Raw genomic sequence first — 20,431 nt, 5'->3', positions numbered from 1 at the left:
AAAAGAATCGTGCGCTTCAAGCCCGGTAGGCAGGGTTCTCGATCAGCAACGCCATGCCCTGCCCGCCACCCACGCACGCCGCGGCAATCCCGTAGCGCAGGTTGTGCTGACGCAGTTGTCGGGCCAGGGTCATCACCAGACGCAGGCCGGTGGCGGCCAGGGGATGCCCCAGGGCAAGGGAGCCGCCCTGGACGTTGAGGCGGGTGCTGTCCAGTTCCAGTTCCTGGGCCACCGCCAACACTTGAGCGGCCTGGGCTTCGTTGATCTCGAAGCGGCCGATGTCGCCCAGGTCCAAGCCGCTGCGTTGCAGCAGCAGGCGAATCGCCGGTGCCGGGCCGATGCCCATGAACTCGGGGGCCACACCAACCACCGCGCTGGCCAGCAGCCGCGCCAGGGCCGGACGCGTGCAGGCCGAGGCACGCCCCACCAAAGCCGCCGCCGCGCCATCGACCACCGCACAACTGTTGCCGGCGGTTTGCACGCCGCCTGGATGCACGGCGCGCAAGCGCGTCAGGGCTTCAAGGTCGGTAGGACGTGGGTGGCTGTCGGCGCTGACGGCACTCGCCCGACGCGCCAGGCTGATGCCCCTGGGCTGGTACCCTTCAAGCTCGAACACCTGGTTATCGACCGTGACGATTTCTTCCGCCCACGCGCCCTCACGTTGCGCCTGCAAGGCACGCTGATGGCTGTCGCAGGCGTAGCGGTCCACGGCCTTGCGGCTCAGGCCATAACGGCGCGCCAGATTGTCGGCGGTGGCGATCATGTCCAGGCCGGGGGCCGGGTCGTACAGGGCCTCCCAGAGAAAATCCTTGAATTGCACCTCGCCGCCGAGGCGAAACCCATCCCGATGGGTGTAGGCCGCAATCGGGTTGCGCGACATGGATTCACTGGCCACGCACAGCGCCAGTTGCACCTCGTCGCGCAGTTGTTCAGCGGCCTGGCGCAGCAGCTCGAAACCGGTGGCGCAGATGCGCTGCACCCCCAGTGCCGGGACTGTTTGCGCCACCCCGCTGTACAGGCCGATATGCCGGGGCAGCAAGTAGGCATCGAAACTGGCCTGGGCCATGGAGCCGGCCAGCACGCTGTCCACGGCCTGTGGCTCGATGCCGGCCCGGGCCAGCACTTCGCGGCCGACCTTGATCCCCAAATCGATAGGCGACACCTGGGACAGTGCACCGCCAAGGTCGACCCACGGCGTGCGCACCGCCGCGAAAATCGCCGCATCGGCAAACGCCGAGTACTGCCCGATGCTGTTCAAGGCTTGGGCCCGGCGCGCAGGATCGCAGGGTCTTCACCGCGATACAGCGCCTCGACCCTGGCCGCGCGCCATTGCAGCACGGCGCGCTGGTTGATCGAACCCTTGTCGGTGATTTCCCCGCGATCGATGGACGCTGGCTCGTCGAGCAGGGCAATCCATTCCAGGCGACTGGCATTGCCGGTGGCCTCGCGGTTGAGGCGCTGCAACCAGTCGGCGAACCACTGGCGTACCGGCGCGCTGGCCAGCACCTCGGCGTCGCTGGCGTCGGCGCTCAAGCCGGCCAGCCGACGGCACTCGTAGAGCCGGGGGAATACCAGGGCGCCCAGGCATTCGCGGTCCGGCGCAGCAATCACCAGGTCTTGCACATAGGGCGCGCCGTCGAGCACGGCGCGATTGCGCAACGGGCCGACACTGACAAACACCCCGGAAGACAACTTGAAATCCTCGGCAATCCGCCCGTCGAACATCAGCCCCAGTTGCGGCTGGTGCGGGTCGGCGAGCTTGATCGCGTCACCTGAACAGTAGAAACCCTGGTCGTCGAACACCTCGGCGGTTTGCTCGGGCGCCCGCCAGTACCCCGGCATGATGTGCGGCCCGCGAAAGCGCCCTTCGAACTTGCCGTCCAACGGCACCAGGCGCACCTCGCAACCCGGCGCAGGCAAGCCGATATAGCCGGCCATGGACAACGGCCCGGTGGTGAAGGTGCAGGACGGCGCGGCTTCGGTCATGCCCAGCCCGGCCATCATGCGGATGCGTTCACCGCAGTGCTGTTCGGCCACGCGGTCGAGGCGATCCCAGATACTTTGCGACAGGCCGGCGGCGGCGAAGAAGAACAGTTTCATCCGCGCAAAAAAGCGTTCACGCAACGCGGCGTCCTGTTCCAGGGCGTTGACCAATTCTTCCCATCCCTTGGGCACCGTCAAATAGGCCGTGGGCGAAACCTCCTTGAGGTTGCGCAGGGTCTCGGCAAAGCCCTGGGCCGTGGGCTTGCCGTCGTCGAGGTAAAAGGTGCCGCCGTTGTAGAGCACGATGCCGACGTTATGGCTGCCACCGAAGGTGTGGTTCCACGGCAGCCAGTCCACCAGCACCGGCGGTTCCTCACCGAACACCGGGAACGTCTGCAACAGCATTTGCTGGTTGGCACAGAGCATGCGCTGGGTGGTGATCACCGCCTTGGGCAACTTGGTCGAACCCGAGGTGAACAGAAACTTGGCGATGCTGTCGGGGCCGGTGGCCTGGAACGCCGCGTCGGCCTCGGCGCCGCCCGGCGTTTGCAGCAGGCTGGCGAAGCTGGCCTGAGTGCGCCCAGGCACATGGCCGCGTACGCTGAGCAGCGGAGTTTCGGCCGGCAGGACGGCGTCGATGGCGCGCTGGTAAGCCGCCGCATCGCTGACGAACACCAGCCCCGGTTGCAGCAGGTCGCACACATGCCGCAGCTTGGCGAAATCCTGGGACAACAACGAATACGCCGGCGATACCGGGCAGTAAGGAATACCGGCGTACATCGCGCCGAGGGCGACCTGCAAATGCTCGATGTCGTTGCCCGACAGCAAGGCCAGCGGCTTATCCGCCGACAACCCGTAACGCAACAGGCCCTGGGCAATCGCACGCACGCTGTCGAGCATCTCGCGGTAGCTGACCCGGCGCCAATCACCGCCGGCCTGGCGTGCCGCGATAAACGTCTGCTCGGGCCGCACCCGGGCCCAATGCACCAGGCGATCGAGCAGGCGCGCCGGCAACTCGGCCAGGGGCTCCAGGGAGCGCATATGCAGCACGCCGTGTTCTTCAGTGACCGCCACCGCTGCGTGGCCAATGGAGACCTCGCGGTATCGCGGTGCGGGCTGGGGTTGCGGTCTGAATTCGGAACTCACAAGGGTGTCCTCCAGCAAGGCGGATCAACGCCGCCTTGTTATTGTTATGTCGCGACGCCTGATCAGATCGGGTAATGCCGTGGCCCGTTCTGCAAGGTCACCCAGCGCAATTGCGTGAAGTGCTCGATCGAGGCCTTGCCGCCGAAGCTGCCGTAGCCGCTGGACTTGACCCCGCCAAACGGCATCTGCGCCTCGTCATGCACGGTCGGGCCGTTGATATGGCAAATGCCCGACTCGACCCGCTGGGCCAGGGCCAGTGCACGCCCGGTGTCACGGCTGAAGATCGCCGCCGAGAGGCCGAACTCGGAGTCGTTGGCCAGGCGCAACAAGGCTTCATCCCCGTCACCGCGCAGCAGCACCGCCACCGGGCCGAAGGACTCTTCGCGGTACAAACGCATGTGCTCGGTGACGCCATCGATCAGGGTAGGCTGCAGGATGCTGCCGTCCAGTTGGCCACCCACCACCAGCCGCGCGCCCTTGGCGAGGGCATCGTCGATCAGGGCCTTGATGCGTGTGCCGGCGCCGGCGTCCACCAGGGAGCCCAGGACCGAATCCGCCGCCACGGGATCGCCCGCGCGCAGGGTCGCGACCTTGGCCGCCAGCTTGGCGGTGAAGGCATCGGCGACCTTGGCATCGACAATCAGGCGCTCGGTGGACATGCAAATCTGGCCCTGGTTGAAATAGGCGCCAAAGGCCGCCGCTGCCACCGCCGCGTCGAGGTCGGCGTCGTCGAGCACCAGCAACGGCGCCTTGCCGCCCAGTTCCAGCAAGGCCGGCTTGAGGTGACGCGCCGAGAGCTCGCCGACAATCCGCCCCACATGGGTCGAGCCGGTGAAGTTGACCCGGCGCACGGCCGGGTTGGCGATCAGGCGCTCGACAATCGCAGCGGCATCCGCCGGGGCATTGCTGATGACATTGACCACGCCATCGCCCAGGCCGGTGTCCTGCAACACCTGGCCAATCAGGCGGTGCACCGCCGGGCTCAACTCCGAGGCCTTGAGCACCACGGTATTGCCGCAGGCCAGCGGCATGGCGATGGCGCGGGTGGCGAGGATCACCGGGGCATTCCACGGCGCGATGCCCAGTACCACGCCGCAAGGCTGACGCAAGGCCATGGCGAAACTGCCGGGAACATCGGAGGGGATCACTTCACCGGTGATCTGGGTGGTCATCGACGCCGCTTCGCGCAGCATATTGGCCGCCAGGCGCACGTTGAAGCCATACCAGTTGGCCATGGCGCCGGTCTCGCCGGCGGCGGCAATGAATTCGGCGCTGCGCGCCTGCAATTGCTCGGCAGCCTTGAGCAAGCGGGTACGGCGTTCGTTGGGCGCCAGCGCCGCCCATGCGGGGAACGCGGCGTGGGCGGCCGCTACGGCGGCGTCGGCATCTTCCAGGGCGGCGGCGGCCACCCGCGAGACCACTTCACCGGTCACCGGGTTGCGACGTTCGAAGGTTCGACCGTCACGGGCGGGGCACGACTGGCCGCCGATCAACAGGGGCACGTCCAGCATGGTGATTCCTCTTTATTGTCTTTATCGGGAATACGTTCAAGCAGGGTACAACGGCGCGGCCAGGCGGCCGCGCCCTTCAGCGTTTATACGCCTGCAGGCCAGGCTTGATGCTCTTGTCGTCGAGGAACTGTTTCATGCCCTGCTCGCGACCGCCTTCGGTGTCGAGCAGGCGCGACTGATCGAGCTTGGCGTAGAGGTAATCCTCGTTCTGCTCCCAGGTCAATTCGCGGCAGCGCTTGAAGCCATGCTTGGCGGCACGCAGCACCACCGGGTTTTTCTCCAGCAGGTTGCGCGCCAGTTCGATGGTCACCTCGCGCAGTTGAGCCAGCGGCACGCTTTCGTTGACCAGGCCCATTTCGGCGGCTTTCTGCCCGCCAAAGGTCTTGCCGGTCATGATGTAGTACAGCGATTGGCGATGGCCCACGGTGTCGGCCATGGCCTTGCTCACCAGGTTGCCCGGCGGGATGCCCCAGTTGATTTCCGAGAGGCCGAAGGTCGCTTCGTCCGCACAGATCGCCAGGTCGCAGGCCACCAATGGGCTGAAACCACCGCCGAAGCACCAGCCATTGACCATGGCGATGGTCGGCTTGGCGTACATGCGCAGCAGTTTCCATTGCCATTGCGAGGCTTCGCGGCGGATTTTTTCCTGGAGGATTTCCGGGCCGGCGTCCACCTCGCGGAAGTATTCCTTGAGGTCCATGCCGGCGGTCCAGGCTTCGCCGGCGCCGGTCAGCACCAGCACGCCGGCGGCAGGGTCCTGCTCGAGGGTTTCGAGGACGTCGATCATTTCCCGGTTCAGGGTCGGGCTCATGGCGTTGCGTTTTTCCGGACGATTGAGAATGACCCAGGCGATGCCTTCTTCGATCTCAACCTTGACGGTGGTCCAACGGCCTTCGTAATTGCTCATGGCGGTACGCTCTTGTTCTGGGTTTGAAGATGATTCGAAATTAAACCGCAAATATAGTTATGTCAATTAACTATTAATCCGGATAACCAATATTTTTACGCGATGAAACCTGCGTTTTCCAGGCGTTGTGAAAAGCCGGCATAGCCATGGCGCGCCAACCCCGGCAAACTAGATAGCCTTCTTAACCTCCACCTTCTGAGGATTGCACTGCCAATGGCCAAGCCTTCCACCATCGCCGCCGCCAGCCAGGCCTTGCCCGACAACGACGAGGTACGGCCGCCGCTGGATTCAGCCCTGGACGACCTGATCGGCTACGCCATGCGCCGCGCCCAGCTCAAGTTGTTCCAGAACCTGATCGGCCGGCTGTCGGACCACGACCTGCGCCCCGCACAGTTCTCCGCCCTGGCAATCATCGAGCAGAACCCCGGGCTGATGCAGGCCGATCTGGCCCGCGCCCTGGCCATCGAGCCGCCCCAAGTAGTGCCGTTGCTGAACAAGCTGGAAAGCCGCGCCCTCGCCGTGCGGGTGCGCTGCAAACCGGACAAGCGCTCCTATGGGATTTTCCTCAGCAAGAGCGGCGAAACCCTGCTCAAGGAACTCAAGGCCATCGCCGCCCAGAGTGACCTGGACGCCACGGCCGCCCTTGACGCCCAGGAACGCGAAGAGCTGCTGCGCCTGCTGAAGAAGGTCTACCAGGACTGAGCGGCTTACCAGAGCGCCACGGTGTAGAGCACCAGGAAACGGGTCTGGTTTTCATCGCGAAAGGCCGCGCCGCCGGGGAAGTCATTGCGGTAGATCGACTTGCGCGCCATGAACCCTACGTTCTTCAGCGGGCCGTCCTGGATCACATACCCCAACTCCATCTGGAACTCGCGCTCCTTGCGGTCCTCGGCATTGAAAGCGGCCAGTTCGATGTTGTCGCCGCGCACATAGCGCAGCCGAGTCTTCAACCCCGGCACACCCGCCGCAGCGAAGTCATAGTCGTAGATGGCCTGCCAGGTGCGCTCCTTGGCGTTGAGAAAGTCCGAGCTCATGGTCAGTTCGCTCATGCCCATCAACTCGGTGCCGGAGATATAGGGTGTGGCCGTCTCCCCGCTTGAGTGCATATAGCCAAGGCTTACGCGATGACCGCCGAGGCGGTAGCCGAACAGCGCCGAGAGGTTGCGGTTATCCACCTTGCCCGCCTTGGCACTGCCATCCTCGCGGCTGAAAAAACTGCGCAGGTCGCTGGTGAACACACCCTCGCCCAGCGGCAGGTTGTGCAGCAGCGCCAGGGTGTCCTGCTGGTAGAGGTCGGCGACCTGGGAGTGATAGAGGCGCAGGCTGAGGTCTTTGTTGACCTGATAGTCACCGCCCACATACGCCAGGTGCGACGTGGTGGCGGTGGCGTTGAAACGCCGGTTGGGCGAGGCGATGGTCATGGCCTGGTAGTCGGTGGAGTCGCGCTTGTTGATGCGGTCGATGTAGCCGGTGTTGAAGGTCAGGCCCTCGATGTCCTTGGAGCTCAAGGTGGTGCCGCGAAAGGTTTGCGGCAACAGGCGCGACGGGCTGGCAAAGGCGAACGGCAGGAAGATCGACACATCGCCGGCCTTCACTGTCGTTTGCGCAAACCGCAGCTTGGCAGTCGGGGCCAGGCGCGAGTACTCATCGGCGGCGCGCTTGTCGCTGGCCGACACCGGCAGCAACTCGGTGCCGCTGCGGTCCGGCGACGAGTCGAGCTTGACCCCCATCAACCCGCGCACATCCAGGCCGAAGCCCACCGGGCCCGGGGTGTAGCCCGATTCCAGGTTGAGGATGAACGCCTGGGCCCACTCCCGCGCGGCGGTCTTCGCCCCGTCGTCCTTGTAGTCGCGGTCCAGGTAGTAATTGCGCAAGGTCAAGGTGCCGTGGCTGTCATCGATAAAACCGGCGGCCCACAGCGAAGTGGGCAGCACGCTCAAGGCCAGGCATGCCATGAGCAGGCGTGGGGTATTGTTCGACACACAGGCGACGGGCGCCGCTGCAACGGCGTGCTCCATAGGGAGTTCTGGCATGTTCGATGTCCATTTTTTGTTGTTGTTTTTGGGGTGGCACACGCTCGGCCCGGTCGGCTTCGCGAGCCAAGAATGGAAACAGCCGGCGGTGCCCGTCAACCGCAACTGAGCGATAATCGAACATTAATAAAGCTATCTATTTTTTAGTTGCATATGGATCAACATAGCAAGCCAATGAATTACATGGATTTATTCATGTTTTATGGGCGGATTAATCCACGATTCATTTTTTAGTTATCTTTGTTATCTTAATCACCAGCAGCCACTCGCGCTCGTCACTACAACAAAAACAACAATGAGGTTTGCCCATGGACAGTCCATCGCGTCGTTCGACGCTGACTATTGCGTTGTGCTTTATCGTTGCGCTGATCGAAGGGTTCGATCTGCAGGCCGCCGGCACTGCCGCCGCCGGGTTACGTCAAACGTTCGCCCTGGATCCGAAGATGCTCGGCTGGGTGTTCAGCGTAGGCATCATCGGCCTGCTGCCGGGGGCGTTCTTCGGCGGCTGGGTCGCCGACCGCATCGGACGCAAGAAAATCCTGGTGGGCGCCGTGCTGCTGTTCGGGCTGTTTTCCCTGAGCACCGCGTTTGTCGACAGCTACGCCAGCCTGTTGCTGGTGCGCTTTCTCACCGGCCTGGGCCTGGGCGCCGCACTGCCCAACCTGATCGCGCTGTGCGCCGAAGCGGTGAGCGAACGCAACCGGGGCACGGCCATCAGCGTGATGTACTGCGGGGTGCCGCTGGGTGGCGCATTGGCCGCGGTGGTGGCGATGTTTTCCAGTGAGCACTGGCAGACCACCTTTATCATCGGTGGCCTGGCGCCGTTGCTCGCCGTGCCGTTGATGATCCTGCTGCTGCCGGAGTCCAGCGCCTTTCGCCAACAGCGCGACACTACGCACGGCGCCCGCCCTTCTACCGGCCAGGCGCTGTTCGGCGAAGGTCGCGCCCGCACCACACTGGCCTTGTGGCTCAGCTACTTCTTCACCCTGACCGTGATGTACATGCTGCTTAACTGGCTGCCGTCGCTGTTGCTGGAGCAGGGTTTCAGCAAACCCCAGGCGGGCATGGTGCAGATGCTCTTCAATATCGGCGGCGCCCTCGGCTCGCTGCTCGGCGGCGTGCTGCTGGATCGCTGCAATGCCGTCAAAGTGGTCCTGGGTGTGTATGCCGGATTGCTGGCGGCATTGGCCGGAGTCGGGTTGTCGGTAGGCATCGTGCCCATGGCCATTGCCGGTTTTGCCGCCGGCCTGTTCGTGATGGCCGCGCAGTTGGTGCTGTATGCATCGGCACCGCCCTCCTACCCGACCTCGGTGCGCGCCACCGGTGTCGGTGCTGCGGTGGCCGTCGGCCGCCTGGGTTCGGTGGCCGGGCCGCTGGCGGCCGGGCAACTGCTCGCCGCCGGCGCCGGCACCGCCGGGGTACTGCTGGCGACCTCCCCCGGGGTGGTGATTGCCGCACTGACCATCATCAGCGTGATGGTGCGTACGGCGCCCACTAGAACTTATGCAGCCAATTGAGCACCAGTTTGTTGCCCTGCGTGCGGTTCTCCGCCTGCTGCTCGAAGTAGGCATTTACCGATAGCACGTCTTCCTTGCTGAACCCGTAGACCAGGCCTGGGCCGATGGCCCAGACCTTCTCCCGACGCCCGCTCACGGCGTGCCCATCGACCTGGGTGTCGGTGATCTGCTTCAACCAGTAGCCGTTAACCCCCACGCTCAGTTGCTGGCTCACGGCATATTGCAGGGTCAGGTTGGCATGCAACGCCTGGCCGGCCTGGGTATCGGAAACATCTCCAAAACCTGCCTGCGGATCATCGTTCTTGCCATTCCACAGGTACATGAACCGCCCGCTCGTCGACCACTTCGGGCTGAACCAGTAAGTCGCCGCGTAATACGGGTTGAATGACCAGAAATTACTGCCTGGGTTGATCGAGCGCTTGCGGTCATAGGCGCCCACCGGCACCGAGATATCGGCTTCGATACGCTGGGTCAACAGCGGGCTGCCATCGGCACGGCTCAGGGTCGGCAGTTGCAGGAAGGGCCCCACAATCACATCACCAAAACCGGCGCGAGAACTCAGGGCCGCATTGTTCAACCCGTCGTCGACATCCACATGGGCCAGGGAGGTGTTGATCAGGGTGAATCCGGGCATCGCGCCATTCGCCAAGGGTTGGCCGAGGTAGATGATCTGCGTGGTGGGCGCCACCACTTCCACGTCCTGGTTGGGCAGTGCCAGCTTGTGGCCGTTGGCATCATTGAAACGGTTGGCCCGGGAATACGTCAGGTATTCCTCCAGGTACCAACCAGGGCCGGCGGGTGCCGGTGAGCCGTCGTAGAAACTGGTACTGCCCAGGTTGAGGCCGGGCAAGTCGTAAGCATGTGCAGTCGATGACAGTGCGATAAAGGTCCCGGCCGCAGCCGCCCGCAAGATAGGCTTGAGCATCTTGTATGTCCTGTATTTTTGTTGTTGTTCAAGACCCCCGGCACGGTGGATCCGCACCGGGGCTTACCGCTGTTGCAACCCCTACACGTAGGTGGCGGCCAACCCACCGTCCACCGGCAGATTGACCCCGTTGACCCAGCGCGCGGCGTCGGAGCACAGGAAGGCGATCACCGCCGCCACCTCATCGGCCAGGGCCGGACGGGTCATGCGCTGGCTGTCCGCCGCCACCCGCTCAGGCCCGAGCATGCTGACAAAATCGTCGAGAATCGGGGTAAACACCGGCCCCGGCGCCACGCAGTTGATACGCACCGAGTGATCGCGAAACCAGGCCTGGGATTGCTGGAAGCTCCACACGATCAGCGCTTCCTTGAAGTACTGATAACAGCTGGCCTGCTCCACCGGATTGGCCGCCAGCCACTGCTGCCCGGCCTCGAAGCTGTGCGTCGCGGCCAGGGCCTTGTGCAGCTCCAGGCGTTGCGGCCACTGCGCACCGAGCACCGAAGCGACATTGACGATGCTGCCGCCCGCCGCCATGCGTGGCAGCAGCGCTTGAGTCAGGTGCCGCAACCCCAGGTAGTTGACCGTGGCCACCGCTTGCACGGGCGCGGTACCGGGCACGCCGGCAATGTTGCACAGCCCGTCGACCCGCGCCGGCAGGCGTGCCACCAGGGCATCGATGCTGGCCGGGTCGCCCAGGTCAGCCTGGAAGAAGCCATCCAGGGTCAGTTGCGGTGCATGGCGATCAACGCCGATCACCGTGGCGCCCTGGAAGCGCGCGAGCCGCGCCAGCTCGGCGCCAATGCCGGAGGCGACGCCGGTGACGACCAGGGTTTTGTTGTGCAGGTTCATGTTCAAGCCCTCTTGTTTTTGTATAGGCATAGGTGGATCAAAACGGATAGGCAGGCGCAGTGTTCTTCACCGTGACCCATTGCCACTGGCTGTACTCGTCCCAGTCGGCCGGCCCGCCTACGCTGCCGCCATTACCGGAAGCGCCGCGCCCACCAAAGGGGTTGATGCATTCGTCGGCGACGGTCTGGTCATTGATGTGCAGCAGGCCGCAGTCAAGCCGCTCGCCGATGGCCATGGCACGCCCGACCGAAGGCGAGATGATCGCGGCCGAGAGGCCGTACTCGGTGCGGTTGGCCAGTTCGATGGCCTCCTCGTCCGTGGCAAAACTGACCACCGTGGCCACCGGGCCGAAGATTTCATCCTCAAACGCGCGCATCCCAGGCCGCACACCGCTGAGCACGGTGGGCTGGTAGAACAATTGGTCGTATTCGCCACCCGCCTCCAACCGTGCGCCCGCTTGCAGGCTGTCGCTGACGATCTCGTGCACGCGCTGCAATTGCCGTTGGTTGATCAATGGGCCGAGCGCGGCTTCACCGCGGGCGGCATTGCCCACGGTGAGCGCCCGGGCCTTGTCCACCAACTTGCGCGTGAGGCGTTCGGCGATGGATTCATGGGCGAGAATCAAGCCGGTGGCCATGCAGATTTGCCCCTGGTGCAGCCAGGCGCCCCAGGCGGCATTGCTCGCGGCCAGGTCGAGGTCGGCGTCTTCGAGAATGATCAGCGGGTTCTTGCCGCCCAGTTCCAGCGCGACTTTTTTCAGGTGGCGTCCGGCCACTTCGGCGACTTTGCGCCCTGCCGCCGTCGACCCGGTGAACGCAATCATCTGCACATTCGGATCGCGGCACAGCGCCTCACCCGCCGGTGCGGCGCCGGGCAACACCTGCAGCAGGCCCTTGGGCAAGCCCGCCTCCTCGAACAACCGGGCGATCAGAAAACCACCGCTGACCGGGGTCTGCGGGTCGGGCTTGAGCACCACCGCATTGCCCGCCGCCAGGGCCGGGGCCACCGAGCGCAGTGAGAGCACCAGCGGAAAATTGAACGGTGAAATCACCCCGACCACGCCATGGGGCTGACGCCGGGCATAGGACAGGCGACCTGCCGCACTGGGCAGCACCAGCCCGTGAGGTTGGGACAACAGCCCCGCCGCCTGATGCAGCAGCACAATCGCCTCGCGCACTTCGTGCTCGCCCTTGAACAACGCGCCGCCGGTTTCCCGCGCGACGTACAGCGCCAGTTCGGCAAAGGACTGCTGGGCCAGGTCCGCCGCCTTGCGAAACACCTCGGCGCGCTCCCGTGGGCCGAGTGCTGCCCAGGCCGGCTGCGCCAGGGCCGCGCTGCGGCAGGCCACGGCGATGTCGGCCGGGTTGGCCATGGCGCAGCGCATCAGGGGTTCGCCGGTGGCGGGTTCGATCACCGCGATCACGGACCCCGAGGCGGGTATCCAATCGCCGTTGAACAGGCATTCGGACGCAATGGCCCGCTGTAGCAAGTGGGTGGTTTCAGGTACTGACATGGCAACTCCCGGTTCTTGTAATTGTCATCGCCTGCACAGGGTGCAAACGCCGCATCAAGCCTTGAGCAAAGGCTGTGCCGCTTGCACCCAACGACGCAGACATAAAGGACCGAGGGCTCTGGGACGAGGCCTGCCACGGGGCGCCCACGCCTCACCGCCCCATCGGCTGCAAAAACCGCGGCACCGCCACTTGTTCAATTGATAAGGTTATGTTTAATAACTATCTGAGCAGTTACTCATATCGATCACTCGCTTTGCAGGGGCATAACAATGACTAATCCCCACAGCGCGCTGCCCGACGACCGGGTGGCCAGCGCGCCCTACCATCCGCGCGGCGACAGCCGCCAACTCAGTGACAGCAGTTCGCCCACCCCGGCGGAACTGACCGATTGCCTGTTCTTCTCGCCCGAAGACGGGCGTATCTGGCTCAACGATCAACGCATGGTGTTGCTGCACGGTTCGTCGTTCGGTGCCCTGCGCGCGGAGGTCATCGAACGCCTGGGGCTGGAGCAGGCGCGTGGCCTGTTCACCCGCACCGGTTATGTCTCCGGCGCGCGGGACGCGCGGTTGATCCGCGAGCGCTGGCCACAGGCCGATGCCGCCGCCGTGTTTCGCGCCGGGACCCACCTGCACACCCTGGAAGGCATGACCAAGGTTGAACCGCTGCACTTCAAGTTCGATGCCGACTCGGGGTTCTATGAAGGCGAGTTCCTCTGGCACCACTCCTGCGAGGCCGATGAACACGTGGGTGCCTACGGCATCGGCCAGGACCCGGTGTGCTGGACTGAAACCGGCTATGCCATCGGTTTTGTCAGTGGCCTGTTCGGGCAAATGGTGATTTTCCGCGAGGTGGAATGCCGGGGCATGGGCCACCGCTGTTGCCGGGTGATCGGCAAGACCGCGGAGCAATGGGGTGACGTCGAGCAGGACCTGCGTTACCTGAATGTGTCCCAGGCCGTCGCCGGCCCTGTCGCCCCCACGCCCGCCAGCCCGCTGCGCAGCAATGGCGGAGTCACTCAGCCGCAACCGTTGGTGGGCGCCAGCGCAGCCTTCAACGCCGCGATGCAAGCTTTGCAACGGGTCGCATTGACGCCCGCGACCGTGCTGATCAGCGGCGAGTCCGGGGTCGGCAAGGAGATGTTTGCGCGCCAGTTGCACCAGCTCAGCCGCCGCCAGGACAGCCCGTTCGTGGCACTCAATTGCGCCGCCATTCCGGACAACCTGATCGAGGCCGAACTGTTCGGTGTCGAACGCGGCGCCTATACCGGCGCCACGCACTCGCGGCCTGGACGTTTCGAACGGGCCCAGGGCGGCACGCTGTTTCTGGATGAAATCACCAGCCTCAGCCTGGCCGGGCAAAGCAAGTTGCTGCGGGCCTTGCAGGAACGGGAAATCGAAAGGGTCGGCGGGGTGCGCGGGATCAAGGTGGATGTGCGCGTGGTGGCCGCCACCAATATCGACCTGCGTAAAGCCGTGGCTGACGGCAGCTTTCGTGAAGACCTGTTCTACCGCCTGAATGTCTACCCCATCGCCCTGCCCCCGCTGCGCGAACGCCGGGACGACATCCCGCTGTTGATCAATGCGTTCCTCACGCGCTTCTGCCAGGAATACGCGCGAACACCGGCGGGCCTGACCATGCGCGCCCTGAAGGTGTTGCTGCGCTATGACTTCGCGGGCAATGTGCGCGAGCTGCAAAACCTGATCGAACGCGGCCTGATCGCCAGCGACGAAGGCCAACCCATTGACCTGGTGCACCTGTTTCGCAACGAACCGATGCCGGCCGATCCCTACGGCCTCGACGACCACGGCAGCCTGTCCAACAGCGCACCGCCGCCGTGCCTGGCACTGTTCGACACCCTTGGCCAACTGGAACCGGGGTTTTCCATCGAAGGCCTTGAGTCGCGCCTGCTCAACGAAGCCCTGCAACGCAACGCCGGCAACCTGGCCGCCGCCGCCAGGCTTGTGGGGCTCAGCCGCGCTCAATTTGCCTACCGGTTGAAGAAGCATCAGCGGCAAAACCCTTGACGGGCAATTAGTGCTTTAAAAGCTTTACCCAATTAAGTATTTTGCAGGGATACCGGGGCGATAAGCGCCCCTCTTTTTACTCGTGACAAGGATCTCCTGTGAGCGGACTGCGTGAACGTCAGAAAGCCGAACGCCGGCAAGCTATCAGCCAGGCCGCGATCGAGCTGTTTGAGCGCCAGGGTTTCCAGAACACCACCATCGAGCAGATCGCCAGCCAGGCCGGGGTGTCGCCGCCGACGGTGTTCAAGTACTTCGGCAACAAGCAGGAAATCATCCTGGAAATCCTGCATCACGCCGATCAGCGCGCAATCAGCGACACCCGCCGCGAGATCCACACAATGGACGATCCGGTCGAAGCGCTGTGCCACCTGGAAAGCCTGCTCACCGGCTATGCCCTGGAAGTCATGCACCCCAGCCTGTGGCGTGAACTGCTGCCGCTGATCCTGTTCGGCGGCAACAATGAACTGCCGGCCGGTTATCGCGCCATGAACGATGCGCTCAGGGCGGAAATCAGCGAACTGCTGCGGGAACTGCAACGGGCCGGCAAGCTGCGCCCGCAACTCGATGTGGAGTTGGCCGCGTTCCTGTTGAACGACTATTCGCACCTGCAACTGTTCAGGCTGGTGAACCAGGAACAGCCGGATATCGACGCGCACTCGACCCAGGTCAGGCGCATCACCGAGCTGCTGTTTTACGGCATGCAGGCCTGACCCGTTGCAGGGTCAGGCCACACTGATCAGCGGTTGCTCTTGATGGCCGTCCAGGTGCGGGTACGGATGCGCTCCACGGCGGCCGGAATCGGCTCCAGGGCGAACAGGGTCTTGCGCGCTTCCTGCGGCACATACATGTTGGGGTCGTTGCGGATGCTGGCGTCCACCAGCGCAGTGGCGTCCTTGTTCGGGTTGGGGTAGCCGATCTTGTTGCTGATGCGCGCAATCACGTCCGGGCGCAGGATGTAATTGATGAACGCATGGGCCTCCGCCAGATCGGGTGCCTTGGCCGGGATCATCATCACGTCCGCCCACATCGGCGCGCCTTCCTTGGGCAGTGCCATCTCGACCTTGACCCCCTTGCCGGCGGCATCCGCCAGTCGCGTGGCCAATGCGACACCGCCGGACCAGCCCACGCCCACACAGATATCACCGTTGGCCAGGTCCATGCCGTAGCGCGACGAGTTGAAGTAAGTGACGTAAGGGCGAATCTTCATCATCACGGCCTGGGCTTGCACATAGTCCTCACGCTTCTGGCTATTGGGGTCGAGGCCCTTGTAGTGCAGGGCAATCGGCAGGATCTCGTTGCCGGCGTCGAGGAAACCCACGCCACAACTGGCGAGCTTGGCGAGGTTTTCTTCCTTGAAGATGATGTCCCAGCTGTTCATCTGCACGTCGGGCCCCAGGGCCTTGCGCACCTTGTCGACGTTGTAGCCGATCAATGTGGTGCCCCATAGGTAAGGCACGGCGTAGCGGTTGCCGGTGTCACCCACGGCTTCCAGGGATTGCATGAACTGCGGGTCCAGGTGCTGCCAGTTCGGCAACTGCTGGCGGTCCAGCGGCTGCACGGCTCCGGCCGTGATCAAGTGCCCCAGGTTGGCGGTGCCGGGGAACACCACGTCATACCCGGAGTTGCCCGTCAGCAGCTTGGACTCCATGGTTTCGGCACTGTCGAACACATCGTAAATCGGGCGAATGCCGGTTTCTTCCTGGAAAGTCTTGAGCACTTCGGGTGGCAGGTATTCGATCCAGTTGTAGATCCGTACGGTGCGTTCTTCAGCCAGGCAAAAACCACTGATGAGCAACGAGGCGATAGTGCCCAGCACGGTGTTACGCAAAAATCTGTTCATGATCAAAACACTCCAGCGCGGCCGCGATGGCTCGCAGCACTTAATAGCGGTAGGTGAAATACAGTTCCAGCGCACTGAACATCTGGTCGTTACCGAACACCTGTTTGGCGGCGGCCAGCGGCTTGACCCAGTTGTAGGACAGCGACGTATAGAACGACGGCGTGGGCGTCCAGTCGACGAAAACCACACTTTCGTCAGCAAAGCGCCGATCGCTGACCGGCGCGCCCATGTAGTTTTTCTCGTCCAGCCAGAACTGGTAGTGAATCGCGCCGAGGGTCAGGGTGTCGTTGAGGTGGGTCTTGAGGGAGAACTGCTGGACGTTTTCGTTGCTGTTGAACAGCAGGTAGTTGCCGACCACATCCCCGACCAGCCACGTGCTCCAGTCGACAAAGCCTTTGCTCAGTGGATCCCAGGCTTTCTGGCGGTTGTCGGTGAGGTTGTCGTCGCCGGAAAAGCTCGCGTAGCGGTAGCCAATGATCGGCGTCAGCGGCAAGGTAGCGAAGGCATAGTCGGCCTGGGCATACCAGGCGTTGGCATCGTAGTCGACACCCTCGCCGCTGCCGCGCTCCAGCGCGTACTCGGCATTCAGGGTCAGCGCCTGGACGCCGGGCACCTTGGCGTTGAGCGCCCTGACGTTGTACACCTGCATCCCGTCCCGACGGCGTGGCAGCGTGCTGCCCCTGGGGCCGAGGGCATTGACCTTCATGGCCATGGCACCGAGCGTCACCTGGTCATCGAAGTTGTAGTCGAGGTTGACGCCGGTCATGCGGAAATCGCCCAGGTCATCATCTGTGCGCAGGGTGAATACCTGGGACTTCAGCGCGCCATGATCCCAGGTCAGGATCGCTGAATCCTTGAAGGCGGTTCGCGGTCCGAGCCAGTAGGCGCCGTCCTTGTACTGGTCGAGGTTACCGTCCATGACGATGAACCCCGTACCGATCATGTAGTTCTGGCGGCCGGCGGTGAATTTCCATTCGCCGGCGCGAAAACCGCCGTAGAGTTCTTCGGCTGCGACCTTGCCGTCGGAGCTGCGGCTGAAGCCTCCCGCATCGCCATCGCCGAAGGTGCTCGCCGCCACCAGGGAACCGCCGGCCAGCAGGCTGAAATCCGCTTGCAACGCATACTCGAGCTTGACCCCCGGCTTTACGTAGACCTCTTGCCAGTTGATGCGGGCGCCGCCGTTTTTACCGTTGCGTGCATCGACCTGGCCGCTGCCGAAGTTGACGCCACGGGTAAACAGCGTCGCCCCGCCCACGGTGAGATTGACTTCACCCTTGAGATCGCCGTCCTCAAAGGTGTAGCCCGCCAGCGCGACGTGGGTGGTCAAGGGTAAGCCGAGCGCTAACAGCGCTCGAGAGAAACGCTTGGTGAAAACCATAAGAAGCTCCTGTGGAATTATTGTTGTTACAGGGCAGTCAATGGCGACGCAGGGCGCCGCCAACACCTGGGCAAGCCAGGTGAATAGAACGCAAGACTCTTATTGTTTGGCGTGGATCAACGACTCAGGTGGGCGGCGATTGCACGCAGCATGCGCACGCTGTCGTTATCGAACGGGCTGACCGCATCGGTGAGCGACGATTGCTTGACGATCACCACGCCGGACGGTTTGTCGATGAACAGGTATTGGCCGTGGATCCCTCCGGCCATCAGGGCTTGGCTGTGGTCGTTGAACACGTACCACTGGCTGCGATAGGACGCACCCGGCGTCCAGCTGGAGAACTCGGCATTTTGCGCGTAGATCGCCGGATCAGAACCGGCGGCGATACGCGCTACGGTCTCGGGCGACAGCAGCTCGACCCCGTCCTGGCGACCGTCATTGGCGAGCAGGCGACCGAAGCGCGCCATGTCTCTCAAGGTGGCACTGAAGCCCGCCCCGGCAACGTTACGGCCCCAGGGATCGGCCATGAAATAACCGTCGCGCTCGCAGCCCAAGCGCCCCCAGATCTGTTCCAGCATCTGACTGCACGCCTGGCCCGAGGCACGTTCCATGACCCATGCCAGGACTTCGGTGGTGGCGGTCACGTAATGGAAAAAGCCGCCGTGTGCGCCACGTTTTTTCAGTGACGGCAGGTATTGGTACAGCGATTCAAACTGGGCATATTGCGCCGGTGCCGGCTGGAAACCGCAGGCATAACCGTACTGCGAACTCTCGGAGGCGGGATCGTCATACACCTCGTTGTAGTCGATGCCCACGGCCATATCGAACAACTGGCGCACCGTAGCATCGCCAAACGCACTGCCCACCAGTTCAGGCACGTAGTACGCGGCAGACAGCTCGGGCTTGAGCATGCCGTTGGAAACCAGTTGTTCGCCGAGGGTGCCGATCAGCGACTTGGTCACCGAGAACATGATGTGCCGGTCATCCGCGCGCTGGCCGTTGAAGTAGCGCTCGAACAACACCGTGTCGCCCTGCATCACTAAAAAAGCGTCGGTCTGGCTGGCCACAAGGTGTTCGATCACGCTGATGCTGAGCCCGCATTCGCTGTCGAAACACAGCGGGTCCAGCGCTGTGGGCGCTTCCTTGAGCTGCCCGGCAGGCCTTGAACCCGCCGCCACATCAATGGTGGGACGCAGCCGCGCCAGATGACGGAACCCCCACTGGCTGAAGGGCGCGCGCATCCAGTTGTGCCACGTTACCCGGTGTTTCGGCTCGGCCGGGAAGCCCTGCATCAGCGCAGGTGCCACGGGGGTTGCAAAGCACGACTCATTGGCCTCGACGTAAAGAGTCGCCAGTACAGACGGGGTTTTAACACTCATCGGGATAACCCTGAAAATGACTCTGCATGGGAGCAGATGCACAGGAATAATTATCCGATATTTTATTTTAGTCAATAAAACTTTTTACTCATTAACCTAGAAATCAGTTGTACGACAACGCAATTCCATATGATAGGATTTCTCATGCAGCGGACGTTCGATTCGCTGCACCAGTGGCAAGGACGTCCGCTCGAGAAACGCGCATGCCTGTGCGCGTTTAAACACTCAAGTTAATCAAGGATCTGATTACTCATGACAACCCCCTCAACCTTCACTGCCTCAACACTGGCCAGTGCCGTTATCGGTGCCCTGCTGTTTTCCAGCGTCCCTGCGCATGCCGCGGACATCTGGCTGGATTCGGCCACCACCGGCTGGGCCACTCAGAACGGCGGCACCAAGGGCGGCTCGCGAGCTGCGGCGAATAATATCTACACGGCAAAAAACGCGGCTGAGCTGAAAACCGCACTGAGCGCGTCGGTGGGCACCAATGGTCGCATCATCAAAATCACCGGCATCATCGATATCAGCGAAGGCAAGGCTTATACGACGACTGCTGATATGAAGGTACGCGGTCGCCTGGATATTCCTGGCAAAACCACCATCGTCGGTACCACCAGCAATGCCGAGATCCGTGAGGGTTTCTTCTATGCCAAGGAAAACGACGTCATCATCCGCAACATCACCATCGAAAACCCTTGGGATCCCGAGCCGAAGTGGGACCCCACGGACGGCAGCGCCGGCAACTGGAACTCGGAATACGATGGCCTGACCATCGAGGGCGCCAATAACGTGTGGGTCGATCACGTGACCTTTACCGATGGCCGCCGTACCGATGACCAGAACGGCAGCGCCAACGGCCGTCCGAAGCAGCATCACGACGGCGCGCTGGATGTTAAAAACGGCGCCAACTACGTGACCATCTCGTACTCGGCATTCAAGTCGCACGAGAAGAACAACCTGATCGGTTCCAGCGACAGCCGCACCACCGACGACGGCAAGCTCAAGGTCACCATCCACAACAGCCTGTTTGAGAATATCTCTGCCCGTGCGCCGCGCGTGCGTTTCGGCCAGGTGCATCTGTACAACAACTACCATGTGGGCAGCACCAGCCATAAGGTGTACCCGTTCTCGTACGCTCACGGTGTGGGCAAGAACTCGAAGATCTTCTCCGAGCGTAACGCCTTCGAAATCGCCGGTATCAGCGGTTGCGACAAGATCGCCGGCGACTACGGTGGCAGCGTCTACCGCGACACCGGCTCGACCCTCAACGGCAGCGCATTGAGCTGCTCGTGGAGTTCGAGCATCGGCTGGACCCCGCCGTACAGCTACACTCCGCTGGCTGCCGATAAGGTCGCCGCCGACGTCAAGGCCAAGGCCGGCGCCGGTAAGCTCTAAGCAGCGGTGTCACCTTCGTGAAATGAAAAG

16 protein-coding genes are annotated in these 20,431 nt (G+C 63.1%); 5 read left to right on the top strand and 11 right to left on the bottom strand.

Translation table 11 applies throughout. The annotated features are described in order from the left end of the window. Positions 1 to 16: 16 nt before the first annotated feature. The 4 genes from J3D60_RS01055 to J3D60_RS01040 all read right to left on the bottom strand — a co-directional run bounded on the left by J3D60_RS01055 (position 17) and on the right by J3D60_RS01040 (position 5,547). On the bottom strand, positions 17 to 1,258 hold the full coding sequence (locus tag J3D60_RS01055; protein ID WP_253488858.1) for a thiolase family protein: 1,242 nt from the start codon (positions 1,256 to 1,258) through the stop codon (positions 17 to 19). Next, positions 1,255 to 3,129, bottom strand: coding sequence for a feruloyl-CoA synthase (locus J3D60_RS01050; protein ID WP_253488854.1), 1,875 nt, complete (start codon positions 3,127 to 3,129; stop codon positions 1,255 to 1,257). The genes J3D60_RS01055 and J3D60_RS01050 overlap by 4 nt, the downstream gene beginning before the upstream one ends. A gap of 62 nt (positions 3,130 to 3,191) precedes the next feature. After that, positions 3,192 to 4,640 (bottom strand): aldehyde dehydrogenase, encoded by a 1,449-nt coding sequence (locus tag J3D60_RS01045; RefSeq protein ID WP_253488851.1) that lies wholly within the window; start codon positions 4,638 to 4,640, stop codon positions 3,192 to 3,194. Between the two features lie 76 nt (positions 4,641 to 4,716). Continuing rightward, entirely contained in the window at positions 4,717 to 5,547 is an 831-nt protein-coding gene (locus tag J3D60_RS01040; RefSeq protein WP_010567568.1) for a p-hydroxycinnamoyl CoA hydratase/lyase, read from the bottom strand. Between the two features lie 213 nt (positions 5,548 to 5,760). Between J3D60_RS01040 and J3D60_RS01035 the strand changes: the two genes are divergently transcribed. Next, a complete protein-coding gene (locus J3D60_RS01035; RefSeq protein WP_065939631.1) occupies positions 5,761 to 6,249 on the top strand; it encodes a MarR family winged helix-turn-helix transcriptional regulator in 489 nt (162 codons plus the stop codon). A 5-nt stretch (positions 6,250 to 6,254) separates the two neighbouring features. Here J3D60_RS01035 and J3D60_RS01030 read toward each other — a convergent pair whose 3' ends face one another. Then, positions 6,255 to 7,580 (bottom strand): OprD family porin, encoded by a 1,326-nt coding sequence (locus tag J3D60_RS01030; protein WP_253488848.1) that lies wholly within the window; start codon positions 7,578 to 7,580, stop codon positions 6,255 to 6,257. Between the two features lie 308 nt (positions 7,581 to 7,888). Here J3D60_RS01030 and mhpT point away from each other — a divergent pair, with 308 nt between their 5' ends. Then, positions 7,889 to 9,097, top strand: coding sequence for a 3-(3-hydroxy-phenyl)propionate transporter MhpT (mhpT, locus tag J3D60_RS01025; RefSeq protein WP_027603459.1), 1,209 nt, complete (start codon positions 7,889 to 7,891; stop codon positions 9,095 to 9,097). Here the strand turns inward: mhpT and J3D60_RS01020 are convergent. The 3 genes from J3D60_RS01020 to J3D60_RS01010 form a co-directional block, all read right to left on the bottom strand. Continuing rightward, a complete protein-coding gene (locus J3D60_RS01020) occupies positions 9,075 to 10,022 on the bottom strand; it encodes a transporter (RefSeq protein ID WP_253488845.1) in 948 nt (315 codons plus the stop codon). The genes mhpT and J3D60_RS01020 overlap by 23 nt on opposite strands. Before the next feature lie 81 nt (positions 10,023 to 10,103). Beyond that, the gene (locus tag J3D60_RS01015) at positions 10,104 to 10,871 is read right to left on the bottom strand and encodes a coniferyl-alcohol dehydrogenase (protein WP_253488842.1); all 768 of its coding nucleotides are present in this window, start codon (positions 10,869 to 10,871) and stop codon (positions 10,104 to 10,106) included. 37 nt (positions 10,872 to 10,908) lie between these two features. Continuing rightward, positions 10,909 to 12,384, bottom strand: a complete 1,476-nt coding sequence (locus tag J3D60_RS01010; protein ID WP_027603456.1) for a benzaldehyde dehydrogenase — start codon at positions 12,382 to 12,384, stop codon at positions 10,909 to 10,911. 270 nt (positions 12,385 to 12,654) lie between these two features. Between J3D60_RS01010 and J3D60_RS01005 the strand changes: the two genes are divergently transcribed. Next, complete coding sequence (locus J3D60_RS01005; RefSeq protein WP_253488839.1) at positions 12,655 to 14,409, top strand: sigma-54-dependent Fis family transcriptional regulator; 1,755 nt, start codon at positions 12,655 to 12,657, stop codon at positions 14,407 to 14,409. 98 nt (positions 14,410 to 14,507) lie between these two features. Further along, positions 14,508 to 15,119 (top strand): TetR/AcrR family transcriptional regulator, encoded by a 612-nt coding sequence (locus tag J3D60_RS01000; protein ID WP_253488828.1) that lies wholly within the window; start codon positions 14,508 to 14,510, stop codon positions 15,117 to 15,119. Positions 15,120 to 15,145: 26 nt separating this feature from the next. Here the strand turns inward: J3D60_RS01000 and J3D60_RS00995 are convergent, their stop codons facing one another. From J3D60_RS00995 to J3D60_RS00985, 3 genes are all read right to left on the bottom strand, one after another. Then, positions 15,146 to 16,249, bottom strand: coding sequence for a polyamine ABC transporter substrate-binding protein (locus tag J3D60_RS00995; protein WP_253488826.1), 1,104 nt, complete (start codon positions 16,247 to 16,249; stop codon positions 15,146 to 15,148). A gap of 40 nt (positions 16,250 to 16,289) precedes the next feature. Continuing rightward, a complete protein-coding gene (locus J3D60_RS00990) occupies positions 16,290 to 17,627 on the bottom strand; it encodes an alginate export family protein (RefSeq protein ID WP_253488824.1) in 1,338 nt (445 codons plus the stop codon). 116 nt (positions 17,628 to 17,743) lie between these two features. Then, positions 17,744 to 19,006 carry a serine hydrolase gene (locus J3D60_RS00985; protein WP_253488821.1) on the bottom strand — a complete coding sequence of 421 codons (1,263 nt, stop codon included), beginning with the start codon at positions 19,004 to 19,006 and terminating at the stop codon, positions 17,744 to 17,746. Between the two features lie 252 nt (positions 19,007 to 19,258). Between J3D60_RS00985 and J3D60_RS00980 the strand changes: the two genes are divergently transcribed. After that, entirely contained in the window at positions 19,259 to 20,401 is a 1,143-nt protein-coding gene (locus J3D60_RS00980) for a polysaccharide lyase family 1 protein (protein WP_253488804.1), read from the top strand. The last annotated feature ends 30 nt before the right edge of the window (positions 20,402 to 20,431 follow it).

Source organism: Pseudomonas sp. S3E17, assembly GCF_024168685.1.
Taxonomy (GTDB): Bacteria; Pseudomonadota; Gammaproteobacteria; order Pseudomonadales; family Pseudomonadaceae; genus Aquipseudomonas; species Aquipseudomonas marginalis.
The sequence above is the reverse complement of the archived record's forward strand: the minus strand, read 5'-3'. Positions and strand labels throughout refer to the sequence as shown.